General features: G+C 44.7%; 16 protein-coding genes and 1 other annotated feature. Of the genes, 5 read left to right on the plus strand and 11 right to left on the minus strand.

Translation table 11 applies throughout. The annotated features are described in order from the left end of the window. Positions 1-242: 242 nt before the first annotated feature. Both MKY98_RS16015 and MKY98_RS16020 read right to left on the minus strand, forming a co-directional pair. Positions 243-671 (minus strand): CBS domain-containing protein, encoded by a 429-nt coding sequence (locus tag MKY98_RS16015; RefSeq protein WP_029517640.1) that lies wholly within the window; start codon positions 669-671, stop codon positions 243-245. An 84-nt stretch (positions 672-755) separates the two neighbouring features. Then, positions 756-1,961: a M20 family metallopeptidase gene (locus MKY98_RS16020; RefSeq protein WP_069010582.1), complete on the minus strand. Its 1,206-nt coding sequence runs from the start codon at positions 1,959-1,961 to the stop codon at positions 756-758. A 249-nt stretch (positions 1,962-2,210) separates the two neighbouring features. Here MKY98_RS16020 and ftsW point away from each other — a divergent pair, with 249 nt between their 5' ends. Continuing rightward, positions 2,211-3,470, plus strand: coding sequence for a putative lipid II flippase FtsW (ftsW, locus tag MKY98_RS16025; RefSeq protein WP_069010581.1), 1,260 nt, complete (start codon positions 2,211-2,213; stop codon positions 3,468-3,470). 226 nt (positions 3,471-3,696) lie between these two features. On the opposite strand, the gene MKY98_RS16030 is transcribed toward ftsW, so the two are convergent. Next, on the minus strand, positions 3,697-4,062 hold the full coding sequence (locus MKY98_RS16030) for an Asp23/Gls24 family envelope stress response protein (RefSeq protein WP_013310912.1): 366 nt from the start codon (positions 4,060-4,062) through the stop codon (positions 3,697-3,699). 314 nt (positions 4,063-4,376) lie between these two features. Here MKY98_RS16030 and cax point away from each other — a divergent pair, with 314 nt between their 5' ends. Next, complete coding sequence (gene cax, locus MKY98_RS16035) at positions 4,377-5,447, plus strand: calcium/proton exchanger (protein WP_029517643.1); 1,071 nt, start codon at positions 4,377-4,379, stop codon at positions 5,445-5,447. A 141-nt stretch (positions 5,448-5,588) separates the two neighbouring features. Here the strand turns inward: cax and MKY98_RS16040 are convergent, their stop codons facing one another. The 5 genes from MKY98_RS16040 to MKY98_RS16060 all read right to left on the minus strand — a co-directional run bounded on the left by MKY98_RS16040 (position 5,589) and on the right by MKY98_RS16060 (position 10,576). Then, positions 5,589-5,879 carry a YlaN family protein gene (locus MKY98_RS16040; protein WP_007431028.1) on the minus strand — a complete coding sequence of 97 codons (291 nt, stop codon included), beginning with the start codon at positions 5,877-5,879 and terminating at the stop codon, positions 5,589-5,591. Between the two features lie 141 nt (positions 5,880-6,020). Continuing rightward, on the minus strand, positions 6,021-6,263 hold the full coding sequence (locus tag MKY98_RS16045) for an HPr family phosphocarrier protein (protein ID WP_013310915.1): 243 nt from the start codon (positions 6,261-6,263) through the stop codon (positions 6,021-6,023). 89 nt (positions 6,264-6,352) lie between these two features. Beyond that, the gene (locus MKY98_RS16050; protein WP_029517644.1) at positions 6,353-7,468 is read right to left on the minus strand and encodes an aminopeptidase; all 1,116 of its coding nucleotides are present in this window, start codon (positions 7,466-7,468) and stop codon (positions 6,353-6,355) included. 76 nt (positions 7,469-7,544) lie between these two features. Further along, a complete protein-coding gene (locus tag MKY98_RS16055) occupies positions 7,545-8,396 on the minus strand; it encodes a hypothetical protein (protein WP_141695450.1) in 852 nt (283 codons plus the stop codon). Positions 8,397-8,590: 194 nt separating this feature from the next. Further along, on the minus strand, positions 8,591-10,576 hold the full coding sequence (locus tag MKY98_RS16060) for a sensor domain-containing diguanylate cyclase (protein WP_029517646.1): 1,986 nt from the start codon (positions 10,574-10,576) through the stop codon (positions 8,591-8,593). Between the two features lie 436 nt (positions 10,577-11,012). Between MKY98_RS16060 and rpsD the strand changes: the two genes are divergently transcribed. Continuing rightward, on the plus strand, positions 11,013-11,612 hold the full coding sequence (rpsD, locus tag MKY98_RS16065) for a 30S ribosomal protein S4 (RefSeq protein WP_013310919.1): 600 nt from the start codon (positions 11,013-11,015) through the stop codon (positions 11,610-11,612). A 78-nt stretch (positions 11,613-11,690) separates the two neighbouring features. Here the strand turns inward: rpsD and MKY98_RS16070 are convergent, their stop codons facing one another. Next, positions 11,691-12,560 carry an AraC family transcriptional regulator gene (locus MKY98_RS16070; protein ID WP_029517647.1) on the minus strand — a complete coding sequence of 290 codons (870 nt, stop codon included), beginning with the start codon at positions 12,558-12,560 and terminating at the stop codon, positions 11,691-11,693. 201 nt (positions 12,561-12,761) lie between these two features. Further along, positions 12,762-14,015: a tyrosine--tRNA ligase gene (tyrS, locus tag MKY98_RS16075; protein WP_013310921.1), complete on the minus strand. Its 1,254-nt coding sequence runs from the start codon at positions 14,013-14,015 to the stop codon at positions 12,762-12,764. 66 nt (positions 14,016-14,081) lie between these two features. Continuing rightward, positions 14,082-14,347 (minus strand) — a binding site (T-box leader). A 135-nt stretch (positions 14,348-14,482) separates the two neighbouring features. Between tyrS and MKY98_RS16080 the strand changes: the two genes are divergently transcribed. Further along, positions 14,483-17,506 (plus strand): penicillin-binding protein 1A, encoded by a 3,024-nt coding sequence (locus MKY98_RS16080; RefSeq protein ID WP_069010580.1) that lies wholly within the window; start codon positions 14,483-14,485, stop codon positions 17,504-17,506. An 88-nt stretch (positions 17,507-17,594) separates the two neighbouring features. Here the strand turns inward: MKY98_RS16080 and acsA are convergent, their stop codons facing one another. Next, entirely contained in the window at positions 17,595-19,310 is a 1,716-nt protein-coding gene (acsA, locus tag MKY98_RS16085; protein ID WP_069010579.1) for an acetate--CoA ligase, read from the minus strand. Positions 19,311-19,550: 240 nt separating this feature from the next. On the opposite strand from acsA, the gene MKY98_RS16090 reads away from it, so the two are divergent. After that, entirely contained in the window at positions 19,551-20,183 is a 633-nt protein-coding gene (locus MKY98_RS16090) for a GNAT family N-acetyltransferase (RefSeq protein ID WP_069010578.1), read from the plus strand. Positions 20,184-20,186 lie beyond the last annotated feature (3 nt).

Raw genomic sequence — 20,186 nt, forward strand, 5'->3', positions numbered from 1 at the left:
CTCATTAAAGTTTGGTGGTTGTAACTAGATACAGACAAATCGAATCATTTTGATCTATAACTAGTTTTGATTGAAGCAGCTAAAGGTATTATGAAATTGATTCAGTTATATAATAAATAGCTTATCCGTTTATTCGAATATCAACCAGAATAGCAAGGAGCCCAACCCATATTCGGGTTGAACTCCTGATTTAACGCCCGGGGTAAAGACCTCCCAAACAAATGCCTACCTTAATTATTCTTCTAGTGGACCTGCTCGGAAATATGACTAAGCGCCTCTCCAGCGTTGTCTGCAAAAATATTACGAACAGCCAAATCCCCGATCGAGACAATCCCGATCAGACGGTCTCCTTCCGTCACAGGCAACCGACGGATTTGCTGCTCCGCCATCAGTTCAGCTGCTTGGTCCACCGACATGTCCGCACTGGCTGTACGAATACCTGTCGTCATAACCGTATCGACTGAACCCGAACCCGAATTTTTAGCCGCATAACCGCGAACGACAAGATCACGGTCCGTTACTACGCCGATCAACTTATCACTGCCTTCGCTTTCCACAACCGGAATAAAACCAGTATCATTGTCCTTCATTTTGACCGCAATTTCATAAATATTGTCCTGCGGGGTAACCGTTACGCATTCTTTAGTCATAACTTCCTGAACCTTTTTCATGGGTACTCCCTCCTTTTCAAGAGTAGGGTACCCCATTTCATTCAGCTCATACTCCAGATTGAACCGTTCCCAATTCCACTCATTTTAGCCCTTAATTGCCCCTGCTTTTCGTTCCGCAGCGTATCCCGTAGACATCGCAATAAACAAACGAACCGCGTTAATCATAGCATCCTCATCAAAATCAAATTTAGGATGATGGTGTGGATAAACCGCTCCTTTAGCTGGGTTACCCGCTCCTACGAACATGAAGCAACCTGGCACACGTTCCAAATAATACGCAAAATCTTCAGCAGGCATCAGCTTCGACGCTTCCTGTACATTCTCCTTGCCGAAAACAGATTTTGCTTCATTAAAGAAACGAGATGCTTCATGTGCGTCATTGACAACTGGTGGGTATCCCATAATATAGCGAACCTGTGCTGTTGTACCGTATGTTGCGGCTGTGAGCTCTGTTACCTCATGCAGTCGCTCCTTCATCACCGTTCGTGTCTCCTCATCAAACGTACGAATCGTTCCACTCAAGCGACACGTTTCTGCGATCACATTTTGCGCAGAGCCCCCTTGGATGGTTCCCACCGTCAGCACGGCAGGTCGTAATGGGTCGACTGAACGACTTACGACACTTTGCAATTGCATGACAAGAGCTGAACCCGCCACGACACTATCCTTAGTGGACTGGGGCATCCCACCATGCCCACCCTTACCTGTGATTTCAATATAAAAATCATCTGCCGCCGCCATCAGCGGCCCTGCACAACTCGCAGCCGTCCCGACAGGAAAAGGTGTCCATAAATGGATACCATAAATGACGTCCACACCTTCCAATATACCATCCTTTATTACACTGACCGCTCCGCCAGGCAGCAATTCCTCCGCAGGTTGGAACAACAACCGAATTTCTCCTTGCAGCTCGTCCCGATTCAGACTGAAATAGTAAGCCGTTCCAAGTAGCGCGGATGTATGTCCATCATGGCCGCAAGCATGCATGGCTCCGTCTACGTTGGAGCGATATTCACATTCCTTTTCATCCTGAATAGGAAGAGCATCCATATCGGCACGCAGCAAGACGACAGGCCCGGGTTTAGCACCACGAATGGTGCCTACAACACCGTGTCCCCCTACCTGACGGCGAATCTCGATTCCCCAACTCTCCAACTTATCCGCTACAAAAGCTGCGGTTTTGCTTTCCTGAAAGGAAATTTCGGGATTCTTATGTAAATGTCTACGCCACTCCACCATATTTTCTTGCAACTGGTCAAACCAGGTCTTGTCTAGCGCATGTTGTGTCATAATGCTCCACCTCTCCTTTTAAAGCACCGGGCAAGTTCCCGATTCATCATGCAGCGTCACCACGTATGCACCGCTGCTCTCAAGTCTTCATTTTTATCCTATTGTAGCAGATATGGAATTGTTGTGATATCTGTTGCTTCAGGGAGGTTGCAGAAGCCCATCAAACATAATATGATAAAATGGGTAAACGATAAAATGATAACCGTCTGCGAGGAATATACCTTGTGGCGAATACCGGGGGAAGCTGATATGAGAAATACGAAGCCGGAGACTCGAAAAAGAGGCACACCGGATTTCCAATTGCTGATCCTCACTTTGTTACTGGTTGGATTCGGTGTAATTATGGTATTTAGCTCCAGCTCCAGCGTAGCTTTGCTGAATAAAGAATACAATTTTGACTCTTTATATTTTGTGAAGCGCCAATCTGCATTTGCTGTACTTGGACTTTTTATTATGTTAGTAGCTATGAATATTAAGATGGAAAAATATAAAAAGCTTTTTGTACCTTTATTTTTCATAACTATATTACTGCTAATCATCGTTCTTTTTACAGGCTCACTTAACGGCGCAAAAAGCTGGCTCAGGTTTGGTAGTGTTGGTTTCCAGCCAACGGAGCTTGCGAAAATTTCCATCATTCTTTACTTATCTGCACTGATTGTCAAAAAAGGAGATCGCTTTAGAGATCTGCGGACTGGCTACATACCTGTAACAGTCATTGTAGGCTGTGTTGCAGGACTCATCATGCTTCAACCTGATTTAGGCTCCTGCTTCATTTTGGTTGCTACGAGTGGTCTGATTATTTATGCCGGGGGAGCCAGTGTCAAGCATATTACAGCATCAATTGTTCTGCTCGTGCTAGGCGCCTCCATTGTATTTGGTATTGGGTCGTTGTTTGGGGGAGATTCTGGAACCACAGATGGACAAGCTGCTGCCAAGCAAGATTACAAAATCGGACGCTTTCAGGCCTTTCTTAATCCCGTGAAATATAGACAAGGAACGGGATACAATCTGGTACAGTCCTTGCAAGCTATAGGTGAAGGCGGCTTAAACGGGTCAGGATTTGGTAAAGGTATTATCAAGCTTCATTATCTTCCTAATCCATTTAATGATTTTATCTTTTCTGTAATTGGTGAAGAATTCGGATTTATCGGAACAGCCATATTCCTGATGCTATATTTGTATTTCATTTGGCGAGGCATGATCATTGCTCTGCGTTGCCATGATCCGTTCGGAACGTTGGTAGGCACCGGTATCATGGGTTTGATTGCCATTCAGGCCTTCATTAATATCGGCGGTGTAACCCAAACAATTCCAATCACTGGCGTAACGCTTCCATTTATCAGCTTTGGTGGCTCCTCCCTGCTTGTCATGATGTTTTCGATGGGCATTATGCTCAGTATTTCTCGTGAGAACACCAAACAAGCGGTGCAGGAACGCACCACAGGGGTAGCTGTCCGTAATGAAGTACCCAATCGCTTTCAAACTCGTAGAACCAACCGTTTTCGCTAAAAAAAGAACTTCCAAGGACCACTTACAACGGTGGCTTTGGAAGTTCTTTTGGTTATGTATAAAAATACGGAAACCCTCTGCAAAAATGGCTATGCTGTTGATTCATAAAACGAAAACTGGCGATTCTATAACCACCAGTTTTCGTGTTTTTATTCGGGTTATCCTACGGAATTCCCGGCATGTATACAATTGGTTAAAAATGTAGAATTATCGGTCCTTGATTCTATTACACTGCGTCGTCCTTGAACGCCACACCTTCCACTTTTACGTTCACTTCCACGACCCGCAAACCTGTCATACTTTCGACGGCTTCTCGCACATTTTGCTGAAGAATTCGGGACACCTCATGAATAGGTGTTTCGTAGAGTACGATAATACGTAGATCAATGGCAGCTTCCAGCTGTCCAACCTCCACTGATACGCCTTTTTGCACATTTTTACCGCTCAGCCTTTTGGCCCAGCCTTCCGATAAACCGCCTGACATTGCAGCAATGCCCGGTGTCTCTAATGCGGCCATCCCGGCAATTTTACCTACGACATCGTTGGAAATCTTGATGTTTCCTGCTTCCAGTTGTTGAATTTGCTCTGCCATGACCTATGTCCCCCTTCATCCATCCTTTATTTGTATTGTAAAGCCTCAGCCACTCCAAATGCAAACTCTACGTATGAAAAACAACTTTCGTTTACAACCTATATCATTTTGGGTATATTAATTTAGAAAATCCATACAAGTGAGCATTTTGCATAAACCCCAAGAGTGTTTTCCAATCAGCAATATATAGATCGAAACGCTTTAGTTCGTCTATATATTGTACTTATGTGCGATGGGAATCGAATTATGCAAAATGCTGAAGTGACAGCTTTCACCAAACTTGTACACATTTATTGATATCGAGGTGCTCTTCATTGAAAAAATGGTTATCTCCCGCTTTGCTTATAGCGACATTTGCTCTTAGCGCAGTCGCTCATTACACGCATTGGAACGCTATAGCCCAATTTGTCATTTGTGCAATTTCTGTTGTATTCGTAGCCGGTTTCCTCGGCAGGGCGACCGAAAGCGTCGCGCATTATGCTGGCCAACGTTTAGGTGGATTCTTAAATGCCACCTTTGGTAACGCAGCCGAACTGATCATCGCCATCTTTCTTGTTAAAGAAGGTCTTTACGATATGGTAAAGGCTAGTCTTACTGGTTCTATCATCGGCAATCTGCTGTTGGTGCTAGGAGCAAGTCTGTTCGCTGGCGGTTTAAAGTACAAAGTACAAAATTTCAATATATCGCTGGCTGGATTAAGTGGTTCTCTGATGATTGTGGCTGTTATTGCCTTGTTCGTTCCAGCTGTCTTTTTGAACACACACGTTATCACGGATAGCGAATCAGATACGCTCAGCCTCATTGTCGCAGGCACGCTCATTGTCGCGTATATTGCGTGGCTTATTTTTTCTATGATTACGCATAAGGACTATTTATCTGATGTGACCGAACAAAAAGATGAAGAATTACCACATGAGCATGCCCCTGTATGGTCCAGAAACAAATCCATTGCCTATTTGATACTTGCTACCGTCATGGTCGCTTTTGTCAGCGAATGGCTGGTAGGTACGCTGGAGGTGTTTACGACCCAATTTGGGCTCAGCGAATTGTTCGTAGGTGCCTTCCTCGTCGCTATTATTGGTAATGCAGCCGAACACAGCGCTGCTATTTTACTGGCGATGAAGAATAAAATCGGTGCATCGGTTGAAATAGCTGTCGGCAGCAGTTTGCAAATTGCGCTATTTGTTGCCCCTGTGCTGATATTTGTCAGTTACTTTATGGGAAACACGATGAATATTGTTTTCACTACTATTGAGCTGGTCGCCATTGCTGTCGCTGTATTTATCGCCAAATCCATCACCCAAGACGGCTCAACCAACTGGTATGAGGGGCTCATGCTATTGGTAGTGTATGTATTGTTAGGTGTATCCTTCTTTCTTGTGTAGCTTTTTAAGGTTTTAAAATGTTCATTAGGATGGTGGAAGGGGATGCGCTTTTACCATCCTAAAAGAACATTTTTTTAAAAAAAGGCATCAAAAAAAGCATGCTCTCAAGCTCCGCATGCTCTCATCAATTCAACCGTCTTCCTAATTGGCCTTATTATTCATGGCCTCATATAGAATAGCCAGATTGCGTTCCAGCTCACTGACCAGCTGTTTACCTACCATTTCCGGAAGAAGTCCAGCGCGAACCGCAAAATCCACTTCCTTGGAAAATCCGTACATCTGAGTATCCAGCACTTCCTCATAGAGAGGGCAATAACGGGTTGCCAGATTCTCCATCTGTACTTCAATAAGCTTCTTTATTTTATCTGCATCTTCCTGAAGCAGATTAATAGCCTTGATATTCAATTGTTCCTGCAAATCAGATGAAGTCATGGATTCTTCCCCCCTATGTCTCAATGTCGCACAAGACGTCCTATCCTTAATATTAGACCAAATTGCAGGCTAATACAAGAACCTGACAAAAAAAGCATCCCTACAGTTACAGGTAGGGATGCTTTTGCTTCAAGAATAAAGTTAGCTGGCTACTGAAATATGAAGTCCGTGCTTCTCGAACACCTCGATGATCGCTTTCTTGGCTTCCTCCGCATCTGGTCCATGAACGTGTAGTTCATAGCTATGGCTGCTGACTAGGGTCGTAAACAAGCCCAGTATACTTTTCACATCAATATACTTATTTTCGGAATGAAGGACGATGGAAGAGGTGAACTTGCTCGCCGTCTGTGCAATTTCAACAACCGCCGCGTTATTATTGGACATAGAAATCCCTCGCTTTACTGAATTGTCATGTATCGTTACTCATCCATAATGATACATTGAAATCGCTTTCTCAGCAAGAACGGATATCGTTATTTTAAATTTTCAGGGTTTAATGGCTCCAGCTCAGGCAGTACAAAGATGCCATCTTTACGAATCAAAACATCGTCAAAATAAATTTCACCACCGCCATATTCTGGACGCTGAATCAACACCAAATCCCAGTGGATCGATGAACGATTACCGTTATCCGCTGTTTCATAAGCTTGACCCGGTGTAAAATGTAAGCTGCCGGCGATTTTCTCGTCAAACAAAATATCCTTCATTGGATGTAAGATGTGCGGATTAAACCCGATGGCAAACTCGCCAATATAACGTGCTCCCTCGTCAGAATCGAGAATATCATTCAGCCGCTTCGTATCGTTACTCGTTGCTTCCACGATCTTACCATTTTCAAAACGGAATTTAACATTTTCAAAAGTAATGCCATTATACAGGGTTTGTGCATTGTAGCTGATCGTTCCGTTAACGGAATCACGTACAGGCGCGCTGTATACTTCGCCATCCGGGATATTACATTGACCTGAACACTTGATAGCTCCAATTTGCTTAATAGAGAAATTCAAATCCGTACCCGGTCCACTAATCCGTACCTTGTCCGTCCGATTCATCAGGTCTGCCAATGCATCTTGAGCTTTGTCCATTTTTGCATAATCCAGATTACACACATCGAAATAAAAATCTTCGAACGCTTCTGTGCTGATATTCGCCAATTGAGCCATGCTGTCATTCGGATAACGCAGCACTACCCATTTGGTGTGTTTCACCCGTTGTTCGCTATGTACCGCATGCTGATAAATGGAATTATACAATTTCATTTTATCTTCCGGCACATCTGACAAATCATTTACATTTTCACCTGCACGAATTCCGATATAGCAGTGCATTTGCTTCATCCGGTTAAGGTCAATCTCAGCCCAGGTCTCCAGCATCTCCTTTGTCGCGTGACGAAGCATGGTGCTCTGTACCTTACGGTCTGTAAGTTGTACAAAAACATTTCCACCTTTTTTACCAACTTCATGAATGATGGCGTTAAGTAAGTCGCGCTCTGTACCAATCATTTCGATTAATACATTTTCTCCAGGCTGCACTTCAACAGAGTAACCTACCAGATTTTCCGCCAGCTTAAGTATTCTAGGATCTTTCATGTAGTGTCTCTCCTTCTCTATTTCATTCTTTTTGAACGATGGTTAATTCAAAATTCATTGTATCACGCCCGCCACGTTACTTGTAGTCCTCAAAAGTAACTCTGGTTATCAAAGCCTCTTGATGCAGATCTTCATTTTCTCCCTGTCGGGTAATCTGGCATTCGGATGAAAGCTTTAAGGGTAAACCTGTTTGGCGATCTATGGTCAAATGATACACCGTATGCACAATGGATTGCTCCAGCTGGTTATTCATATCCTCACAACTTTGCGCCCATATTTGGCTCAGCTTCTTTCGCAGCTCTCGATTCGTTCCTGTCTGCTGCGTTTTTAATATCACGATTTGAGGGTTTAACGTATTCATTTCTTTTATTAAACGATCTTTCAACCAGCGCTTTGCCGAAGCAGATTCCGGTTCAATCCTCAACACCCAAGTTCCCCGGGCAGCTCCCGTTTCCATACGAATGCTCTTATTCAGTGTATTTAATTCCTCAAGCTCCTGAATCGGATTGAAGCGATTTAACATACCATTTCCAACCACAGGAGGATAACCGGATGTCAGCGAAACCCATTTCCCACTCTGACGAATAAAACGTTCCTGTGTAACATCATGCTCGGACTTACCTTGTTTCAGAGCTGTGTAGCCACCTTGCTTACGGAAAGCCTCTGCAGAACCCCAGTGCATGGTCAATTCATCGTGATTTCTTAGCCTACCGCGATATTCAAACTGCTTATTCGTTGGCAGACCACTGTCTGCTCTAATTGCAGTCCGTCCAGTAAACGTTACCATCTCTTTGCCAGCCATTCCTGCAACTGCTCTCTTAAAAATCTGCTCAGGCGTATATTGTCGATCCAGTGCACAACCACTTAACACACCTATTACAAGCAACACACCACAAACCTGCATCATCCATTGCTTTTTCCAATGCATCCCATCATCCGTCCTATCCTGAACATAACTGTACTCATGAGCAATAATCCTGCTTCAAGCCAGTTATGCTACCTGGTTCACTTCATCGTGTTATCCCTATAGTTCAATCATACACACGATATAGCTACGTTTAGGATTACCTGTCCGCAATGGGTTATACAAGACAAAAAGAGAACATTCCCTAGGAATATTCTCTACACATTGGCTACATGATCAACAACTATTCGATTGCGTCCTTCATTTTTTGCTTCGTACAAGGCCATATCAGCCCTATAAAATAAAGATTCAATACTGATCTGCTCGTCCAGCCAGTTCCATTCAGCAATCCCGCAAGAAACAGTCACCTGAGGCTCAGTTTCATGCTGTACGCGGTAACGTATTTTTTCTGCATATCCGAGCGCTTGCTGTACCCCCAGCTGCGGTAAATAAATGGCAAGCTCCTCGCCGCCCCATCTCGCACATACATCCTCATCGCGAGTCGCCGAACGAACGATATTGCTGACGCTTTTCAAAATTTCGTCACCCGTCTGATGCCCATGCGTATCATTCACCTGTTTGAATTGATCAATATCTACCAAAATAAGAGATCCACAGAAATCCTTTTCCTGATGTTGCTGAATGATTTGGTCCACATAATGACGTACATACAGACCTGTTAACATATCCATATTAGCCAACCGCCGCACCTCAGCGTGCAGCATAGCATTGGTTACCGCCAACCCGATATGAGGGGCTAGCATTTGCAACATTTTGTAATTATCGTAAGAGAAAAAGTGCGGAAGCTTGCTGGACAATAGTATAACCCCTTTAGGAGTACCGCTGGTCTTCATAGGTACAGCCATCAAAGACTGGGAGTGCGTCGCATCCATAAAATGAGAGGATATCTTCCCATCCTTTCTATAGTCCGACACAATCACTGGTTCCCCTGTTAAGCGTATTAGTCCAGCAAATCCATCTTCAAGAGGGTAACTTTCCAGTCTTAAGCTTTCCACATTACTCGACATGACCTTAAAACAGTTTCCATCCTGGTCAAGCTGTACAATACAACAAAAGTCCGCCATGAACATTTTTAATAACTCCTGCACGGCAAATTCAAATATTTCATTTAACTTCAGGCTCTGATTCAAGCGCTGAACCAGTTCATTAATGAGACGCAATTCATGGATAAGTACATTCGATTGCTCAAGCAGCTTTGCATTTTCAAATGCGGTGCCAGCCGTATCCGCCATCATGGCAATCAGCTCTACATCCACTTTTTTCATACTATCCGCGCCCGATGGAAGAATCATATGGAAAACACCGTATACGCCCTGCTTACCACGTAATGGGATGCCGATTTCAGTTATTTCATCTTGTGTACCGACAGGCTCATTCACAGCCATTTGCCCTTTCATAAATGCACGGACGCATACATCTTCGTCCCGTTCATGCAGCAGTAAAGGTTTGACCTGCGGATTGCGACTATGTCGATCCTGACTCATATACAAGGTGATATCTACATGGGGAAACAAATAGGCGATGCTCCCGAATACCTCATCCAGCACGCCTTCTACGTCAATTTTGTCATGCATCCGTTTTACAATCTGAAATAAAATAGAACGGCGTCTACCTTCACGATCGCTTCGATTCCGCATCCCAAGGACATCTTCCATAAATATGTACTCAAACTTCGTGTAAAAGCAGGATTTAAAATGTAAAGCAGCTGATAACAATGTGTCCAGATTTGGGACAGAATGTTGAGCAGGCCGTGTAAAACGAAGAGCGGCAAAGGGCTCGCTCTTGTAATTACGGCATAGTATGGGAACCATATACACAAACGAAAGGCTTCCATCACGAAGTTTGCGCTGGCTCACTTCCATCTCTCTAGATATGCAACAACGTTCGACCAAATCCAAATCCTCGTCATCATCTTCTTTTTTACCAGCAACACGAACACCTATAAAATTAAAAACAGCAGTATATTCTTCGTTAATCCAGGATATACCATTGCCCTGTTGTAACCAACTCCGATATCCTTGAACAAGCAGCTGGTTAATATAGGGGAAATCATAGGGTGTCATATCCATGTTCTGGAGCCAGGCAAAAGAAGTATATCCTTTATCATCAAACAGCGGAGCACCGCTAGCCTGGACCGTTTTACTGTCAAGCATTTGCTGATCCGTTGTTGAAAATTCCGACATATTAAGGCGCTCCTTCACAGCAAAATTAGCTGTACCAAGACAGCGGCTATACACCACTATAGCTCATAATATGATCTATTTTACTCCCAACTCTAGAAATTTGCATCCATTTTCCAGAAATTCGTCCCACTTTTTTAGTTCTAAAGCCCTATCGACAAAATTTGACGTTTTCATTCTTTTTCTCTTCTTGACATTGTCCTACTCTTACATGTAGTATATATTATTGAAAAAGACTGTACGGCAGAACTATCTACTGTGCGGATCTTAAATTTTGGGCGTAACAGTTTGTGTCACCCTCATCTTTTTTGTTGCTGACAGGACAGCGGCTGAACTTTTCTGTCAGTAGTGCGTCTCACCTTAATAGGTAGCGCCGAACAAATTGGAGCGCAAAGAGAGCCCCAACTCAAATTTTAATTATGAAGGAGTTAACTCTATAATGGCACGTTACACTGGTCCTAAATTTAAATTGAGCCGTCGTCTCGGTATTTCCCTGAGCGGCACAGGTAAAGAATTGAAACGCCCTTTCCCTCCGGGACAACATGGTGCAAACCAACGGAGAAAAATCAGCAACTACGGTATGCAGCTTCAAGAGAAACAAAAGTTGCGTCACATGTACGGCTTGGGTGAAAAACAATTCCGTACCCTGTTCAACAAAGCTCAACACATGCACGGTATCGCTGGTGAAAACTTTATGTTCTTGCTGGAAAGCCGCCTGGACAACCTTGTATTCCGTCTTGGCTTTGCTAATTCCCGTGCAGGCGCACGTCAATTGGTAGCTCACGGTCACGTTACTGTGAACGGTAAAAAAGTTGACATCGCTTCTTACCAAGTAAGCCCTGGCGACGTGATCGGTCTTCGTGAAAGAAGTCGTTCCCTGTCTTCCATCAAAGAAGCTTTGGAAAACCGCAACCACTTGGTAGCTTACTTGGAGTACAATGACGCAGCTCTGGAAGGTAAATTCATTCGTTTGCCTGAGCGTGGCGAATTGTCCCAAGATATCGATGAAAAACAAATCGTCGAATTCTACAACCGCTAATCCCTGCATTAGCACCAAAAAGCACCCGAATTTATTCGGGTGCTTTTTTTATATTCCTTATGATCGAGCCTGAGAGTTTTATTCAATGGGGATGTATACTTTCATGCTCAAATGATCTGGATAGGAGGAATTCATCACGTCCGTAATTTCAAAATCTGGTCCCTCCCTCCGTTCAAAATTAGAATTAGGAAGCCATGTGCCATAGATAAAGTCTCGTATATTCTGAACCCGTCCATCTGAACCCGAAGCGTCAAACTCAGCATACTTCCCTGCTGGAATCTCCATATATATGAAACCCTCTGCCAGTTCATTTGACTCTTTTTCAACTGCCTCGCCCACCACAAATGAAAATGCACCATTGTCTTCAAATCGACAGGCAACCCCATATGACATTCCCGGTGCGATCTTGTTCGGGATACACATAAAATATTCATTGGCTCCAAAGTGCCCATAAAATCCTGGAATTTCTTTATAGTGCTGCTCATTATTCAGATTTGTTTTATATTCATACCCTATAATTTTGGTCGTTTCGAGCTGCAATATCACTGGCTTGTTCACATCCAAATCCCCCTTCGTATTTTTTTGATAATCCAGAAAATTAATTTTGCTTTGTCCAGGAAGCTCAATATCACTGTTACGATATTTCCCAGGGGTGATCCCAAAATTCTTTTCAAAAGCGCGGGTAAAGGCTTCTTGCGAGTTGTACTGAAACTCAATAGCAATGTCCAACACTTTTTGATTGGATTGTTTTAGCTGTTCAGCCGCCTCGGACAATCTTCTCCTTCTTATATACTGTTGAACCGTAAAACCCGAAATGGCCTGAAAAACCCGCTGGAAATGAAAAGCTGAAAAGCATGCCTGTGAAGCAATATCGGCAATTTTTAGATCCTCCCGGAGATTCAATTCAATAAACTCAATCGCACACTGAATTCGTTTAAAATAGTCCATATAATCCTTCCCCACACTCGTAATTGTTCTGATTATCGATCCTACACCCAAATTGTGCAACCCACGTTTTCATTATGTATAACTCTTCACCTACATGTTTGATTATTTGTGCTAAGTTTACCATGACTTTTCACTTGGCAGAAATAAAAAAGCAACGCTGAGATCGAGACAATCTCAGCGCTGCTTTTGAATATATTTTCATTATCCAAGCTTGATTTTAGCAAATTTCCGTTTACCTACCTGCACAATGTCGCCTTCCTTCGGCGTGTATGCTTCGTTCACATCGGTCCATTTCTCTTCGTTAATTTTGACCGAACCCTGCTGAATACTGCGCTTGGCTTCACCGTTAGATGCTGCAAAGCCCAGATGAGTCAGCAACTGGATCACACGAATGCCACCTTCTTCTAACTGATCAGCCGTCAAGGTGAACTCTTCAATATCGTCAGGCAGCGCGCGCTGCTGGAATACGGTCACAAAATGCTGCTTCGCTGCTTCCTCTGCTTCTTCACCATGGTACATGCGCACTAACGTTCCAGCCAGCTTCATTTTGGCATCACGTGGATGCACTGAGCCGTCCTTAACACCTTTCGCCAGCTCTGCCAACTCCTCGTTGTTGATATCCGTTGCAAGCTCAAAATATTTCAGCATCAGCTCATCAGGAACGGACATGGATTTTCCGTATATTTCGTTCGGCTCCTCATCAACACCAATGTAGTTCCCCAAGCTTTTACTCATCTTCTGAACTCCATCCAGCCCTTCAAGCAATGGTAAAGTAATAGTAGCCTGTGGCTCAACTCCGTATTCTTTTTGCAGGGTTCTACCCATCAGAAGATTAAACTTCTGATCCGTTCCCCCTAATTCAATATCGCTTTGGAGAGCCACGGAATCCATGCCCTGCATCAGCGGGTAAAAGAACTCATGGATGCTGATCGGCAATCCGTTTTGGTACCTTTTTGTAAAATCATCCCGTTCCAACATACGGGCAACCGTTACTTTGGCCGACAGGGTTACTACATCAGCAAAAGACATTGGCCCTAACCATTCGGAATTGTAAAATACCTTTGTTTTTTCAGGATCGAGAATTTTAAAAATTTGTTCCTTGTATGTTTGGGCATTGCGCTGTACATCTTCCTCAGTCAGTTGCTTACGAGTCTCCGATTTACCTGTCGGATCACCAATTCTGCCTGTAAAATCTCCGATAATCAGTTGTACTTGATGGCCTAATTCCTGGAACTGGCGCAGTTTGTGCATAACAACCGTATGTCCGATGTGAATGTCGGGAGCAGATGGATCAAGGCCCAGCTTAATTTTGAGCGGCTCGCCGCTAACGACCGATTTGATCACCTTACGCTTCAGCTCATCCTCCGGTACAATTTCCGCTACACCCCGCTGTATCACCTCTAGCTGTCGTTCTACCTCTACCTGTTGCTCCGGCTTCAATTCTTCCCACTTCATCCTGTATACCCCCTATTTTTCATCCAAAATATTACATATTAGACAAACCAAAAAGCCCCTTTCATCCCAAGGGACGAGAAGGAGCTACTCGCGTTACCACCCTAATTAAAGAAACGCATGTCAAAGACAGACATTTCTTTCACTTCATTCCTATAACGGGCCTACACCCGGTACTGGATTACTATGGTGCTTCGCAAACCTGCAAAAGCTTTCCATTCATCCAGACAGCTCCAGACGGTAATTCAAAGGAGGGACGCTACCGATTCACACCACCCATCGGCTCTCTGTACAACGTGAATCCGCCTTCTACTGAAGTCTTTCTCTGCTTTTCACGATATTTACTTTGACCTATTTATAACACACTGCTTTTATGTAGTCAACGACACCAAAAGACAGGCTTTTTAGCATATGGGTTCATTTTGTAATTTTATGCTATAATAATGGCTGTTATAAAGGAGGAAGACTTAATGGTTGAAGAAAAAAACAATGTATCAGAGCCAAAGCCTTCCCGCTTGCGGACAACCATGCGAAGGCTCGGCCGTGTCATAAAGTGGGTCGTCATCATCGGTTTTATGGGGGCACTATTTGCAGGAGGGGCGGCCGCCGGCTATGTTGCTTCTATTGTAAAAAGCGAACCCGTGCGTTCCAGATCCATGATCCTACAGGAAGTAGATAAGAATGCAATTACAGGCTTCGCTTATTTCAATGATGGCTCTCCCATCGGACAACTCCGGACAGAAGAAGATCGAAGACCTGTCACGTTTAAGGAGATTCCACAACTCGTCATTGACGCAGTCATTGCCATTGAAGATAATCATTTTTACGAGCATAAAGGTGTCGATCTATCGGGAACACTGCGTGCTGTGAAGCAAAAGGCGCTGCATGAATCCGTACAAACCGGGGGTAGTACCCTCACCCAGCAGCTTGCGCGTCGTGTCTTTTTAAATCTCGATCGCACGGATGATCGCAAGGTCAAAGAAATTTTGCTGTCTCTGCGCCTTGAGCGCTTCCTAAGCAAGCAACAAATTATTACGGCCTATCTTAATAAAGTACCTTTTGGTAACGGTTCAAGCGGTTACAACGTCTTTGGCATTAAAGCAGCGGCCAAAGGTATCTTTAATGAGAATGATCTGAACGAGCTTAATATAGCCCAGGCTGCCTATCTGGCAGGTTTGCCACAGCTTCCTTCTTCCTATTCTGCTTACAACGGTAAGGGTGAGTTTAATGAAGCTGGCTTTAAAAGAGCCATCAACCGCCAGCACCTGGTGCTCAGTCGAATGCTGGAGGAGAACAAAATCAATAAAGCACAGTATGATGAAGCGATGGCTTTTGATATCAAAAAATCTCTCGCACCACGTACTGTTAAGGCTTATAACACCTATCCATATCTTATGATAGAAACAGAACGACAAGCTGCGCAGGCACTCATGTCTGTCACCAATCCGGGTCAAGCAGCTAATGCCAGTGCAGATGCCAAAACCAAGGACGATAATGATTTGCTCAAAGAAGCTGAACAGCAGCTTCGCACAGGCGGTTATATGGTGTACACCACCATTGATAAGAGCGTATACAAATCTATGCGTCAAATTGCAGAAAATAAGAATAACTTCTCTGCCACTAGTAAAACCAAGGGTGACGAACAAGCAGCGGCTATTCTGATTCAGCATAAAACAGGCGCCATTCTTGGAATGATGGAAGGTCGGGACTTCCAAAAGGAGCAGATGAATTATGCCACCCAGATGGTTCGTCAGCCGGGTTCGGCAATGAAACCGATTGCTGCCTATCTCCCTGCATTGGACAGCGGTCTTGTGCAGCCTGGTAGTATCGTGGATGATGCCCCTATTATTTTGAAAGATGGCAGTAATGGGTATCACATTCCGAAAAATTCTAACAACCGCTATCAAGGATTGGTCACGGCGCGTTATGCACTGAATCAATCGCTCAATACGATAGCACTCAAGCTGTTTAACGAAAAAGTAGGGATCAGCAAAGCCTGGGCTTTTGCCAAGAAGCTGGGCATCACCACCTTGGAATCCAGTGATAACAACGCCCAAACGGGTGTACTTGGCGGCTTGGCCCATGGGGTGACCGTCGAGGAGCTTACGAATGCATATGGAGCCATTCCAAATGGCGGTGTGTTTAATGACGCCTATATGATCGAAAAGATTGTGGATTCGCAAGGCAATATTATATACAAGCATCAGCCTAATCCTGTGCAGGCCTTCTCACCGCAAACCGCCTACCTGATGACAGATATGTTGCGTACAGCTGTGTCAGAGGGCACAGGCAGACTGGTGAAGCGGAACTTTGATCAATCCGGCAAGATTCCGATTGCCGGCAAGACAGGCACTACGCAATCCTACACTGATGTTTGGTTCGAGGGCTTTACGCCTGACGTCACACTGGGTGTATGGGTTGGTTACAAGCAACCTGTCAATAAGCTTGAAACGAAAGTCCAAAAAGAGCGGGCTCGCCGCTTATGGGCTCTAATCATGAATGAAGTAACAGCTAAAGATGCTCAGCTGTTCCAAACGGACAGCTTCAAGAGACCTGACGGCATTGTAAGCCGTACAGCATCCGCGTATGGTTCGGACATTTATAACAGTAAGTATCCACCTAAAAACAGTGAAAATGGTGTGAGTCGTGCGAAATATATTACCTACCAAGGTGTGAATTATATTCCACGCGATGGTACACCGGATGATATGTTATATGAACGGACCGTTAGGAAACGGGAAAAGTCAATCTCAGAATTGATTAAAGAGCTTCAGCAAGCCTTTAAGGTGATGAGACGACATAATTCGTTGTCCTACTATCTGCCTCAGGATGCAGATAAGGAAGCTCCTACTCAGATTGATCCACGCAAGGACGATGGAGCAGCTCCTAACGCTCCATCTAGCGTCAACGTAAGCTATAGTAATGGTAAAGCCATAATCAGCTTTAGCCCAAGCGGAAACAGCGATGTCGTAGGATACCGTCTGTATCGTTCTACAGATGGGGGTAGCTTCCAACGGCTTGGCAAGGTCGTTATGGCTGACGGCTCCAAGGTGTTCTCTGACAGCCCTGGGGGCAGCAGCTCTAGCTACTACGTGACCGCCGTTGATGTGGGCGGCCATGAGTCCGGTCCAAGCACGAAAGCAAGCGCAACACCTGTAGTGCCACCTGCAGATTCTGAGTCTCCAGACGTTCCGGGCGAGGGAGATGGAACAGGTGCGCAGCCTACAGAAGTCCCTACTGCCCCTGGACAGCCTCAAGCTAAAGCCGCAGGCTCATCCGTAGCGCTCCAATGGAGCGCAGGTAAGTCGGCGGATGCTATTACAGGCTATAACGTGTATTACAGCGAAAGCGGTGCAGAGCCTTTTACAAATATAGGCTCTACCGCATCTACCAGCTTTGAATATAAGTCGAGGAAAAAGCCAAAAGGCTGGTTTCGTGTCACTTCCATGAATGCCATGGGGGAATCGGCTCCTTCCGGAGCCGTCCGTCCATAACTGAAGACAAGAGTAGAAAGTGATAGGAGTCCCCTTAGCCATTAAGGCTTTGAAGACTCCTTTTTTTAATTCTAATATACACAGTACTTCAATCCTCTATGGTAGATAAGTCACCTGTAGGAAGGTTAAGCTCCCAGGCTTTCAACACGCGTCTCATAATTTTACCAGAGCGGGTTTTGGGTAACTTTTCCTTAAATTCAATTTCGCGTGGAGCAGCATGGGCAGACAGCCCTTCCTTAACGAAGCGATAGATGTCCTGCTGTAAAGCTTCAGACGGTGCATAGCCTTCACGCAGTGCAACAAAAGCTTTGATAATCTCTCCCCGCACGGTATCTGGTTTTCCAATGACTCCGGCTTCCGCTACAGCAGGATGCTCCAGAAGCTTGCTTTCCACCTCAAAAGGGCCGATTCGCTCTCCAGAGGAGTTAATGACATCATCAATCCTACCCTGAAACCAGAAATATCCTTCCTCATCCATGTAAGCCGAATCACCCGATACATACCAACCGGGAAAGCGGAAATATTCCTGAAACTTGTTCGGATTGTTCCATATACGATTCATCATGGATGGCCATGGTGTACGGATCGCCAAGTGACCCATCCGGTTAGGAGGCAACACCTGCCCTCTGTCGTCCAAAATAGCAGCTTGAATACCTGGGAGTGGCTTTCCCATCGAACCCGGCTTAATCGGCAGCTCAGGGTAATTACAGATCAGCTGTGCTCCTGTTTCCGTCATCCACCAAGTATCATGAATGCGCTGTGTATATACTTGCCATCCCCATCGCACCACTTCGGGATTCAGCGGTTCCCCAACGGATAATACATGCCGCAGACTGCTGAGATCATATTTGGAAACAACCTGCTCCCCTGCGCTCATCAGCATCCGAAACGCTGTAGGAGCACTATACCATATGGTCACTTCGTGACGCTCAATCGTACGGTACCAGTCTTCCGGGCTGAAACGCCCCCCACGAATGACATTCGTCGCTCCATTTAGCCATGGAGCAAAAATACCGTATGACGTTCCCGTGACCCAGCCAGGATCAGCAGTACACCAATACACATCATCTTCCCGCAAATCCAGCACCATTTTGCCAGTATAGTAATGCTGAATCATTGCATTTTGTACATGATATACACCTTTGGGTTTGCCTGTTGAGCCTGATGTATAGTGAATAATTAATCCATCTTCACGACCCAACCATTCAGGCTCAAGTTCCTCTGAGGACGTAAGCATTTCTGTCTCAAAATCGATAATTCCCTGCTCGCGTTCATCCATATCACCAACCACAAAAATATGCCGTAGCTCAGGAAGCTCCTCACGTTTTACCCGTGACAGAAGCGCAGGTGTGGTCACTAATGCCACTGCCCCACTATCCTCCAATCGATCCTTAACCGCAGTTTCCATAAACGCCTCAAACAATGGACCGACAACAGCCCCTACCTTTAGAACACCAAGTAAACTAATAACCAGCTCAGGTGAACGTGGCATGAAAATAAACACCCGCTCCCCTTTACCAATACCGTATTTGCGCAGCACATTTCCGAACCTGTTAGAGCTAGCACGAAGCTGAGAGAAGGTGTAGGTTTCATGACGGTTTGCGTCACAATACAATAGTGCCGCTTTCTCACCCCGTCCTTCCTGTACATGTCGATCAATGGCTTCATGTGCCATATTTACCTTGCCTGTTTCATACCACGTAAAATGACGCTCTGCATCCTCCCACTGAAAGTTGTTGTAAGCTTGTTCATACGGGCCCATGTTGGATGTGGGAACTACAGTCTGGAGTTCTTCAATCTTCATGCGTTCAGCCTCCTCACAATGGATTAATGAGAAACACGCAGGACAAGATAACGCTTACAAAAATCAATAAAGCAGATAGATTCCTTTGGTTTACTGGTTGATTTAAATTGTGAACATTTTATGTCTAAAACAGTATATCATAGGTCACGATGTGACGACCATCCTTTTCATTTAATTGTTTTTTTGCTATAAGTATGGGATATGAGGAACGAGCTCATGGCGAACAAGGAGGGCGTACGTATGCAGCATTTAAAACTGTACCACTCGGATACGCTGGATCATAACGGACAAACAATCTATGTAGAAGGCCCCGTATCCGCGGATCAACTGCGTTCATTTCAAATGCACAAGCAATTAGATGCCTTTCGCAAACCAAGGGAGCAATTCGACGCGTTGGTGGATATTTCGGAACTGCCAGAAGGCAGAATTATCATTGCCCACAACGGGGAAACCCTTTTGGGATATGTTACTTTTCATTACCCAGATGAGATGGAGCGCTGGTCGGAAGCTGGCATGAAGGATTTATTGGAACTCGGAGCTGTTGAGGTAGCCGATGACTATCGTGGTCTAGGCCTGGGTAGCCGAATGATTCGGATTGCCTTTGAGGATGGACAGCTTGAATCCTATATTATTTTTACGACCGAATACTATTGGCATTGGGATTTAAAAGGCAGCGGTCTCTCCGTATGGGAATACCGCCGCATGATGGAGCGTCTAATGAAAACTGTAGATATGGTCTGGTACGCCACGGATGATCCTGAAATATGCTCACATCCTGCTAACTGTCTGATGGTACGAATGGGAAAGGATGTGCCCCTCGCATCACAAGAGCAGTTTGACCATATCCGATTTGTCCGAAGATTCATGTATTAAAAA

This window comes from Paenibacillus sp. FSL M8-0228 (assembly GCF_038007385.1).
GTDB lineage: Bacteria > Bacillota > Bacilli > Paenibacillales > Paenibacillaceae > Paenibacillus > Paenibacillus polymyxa_D.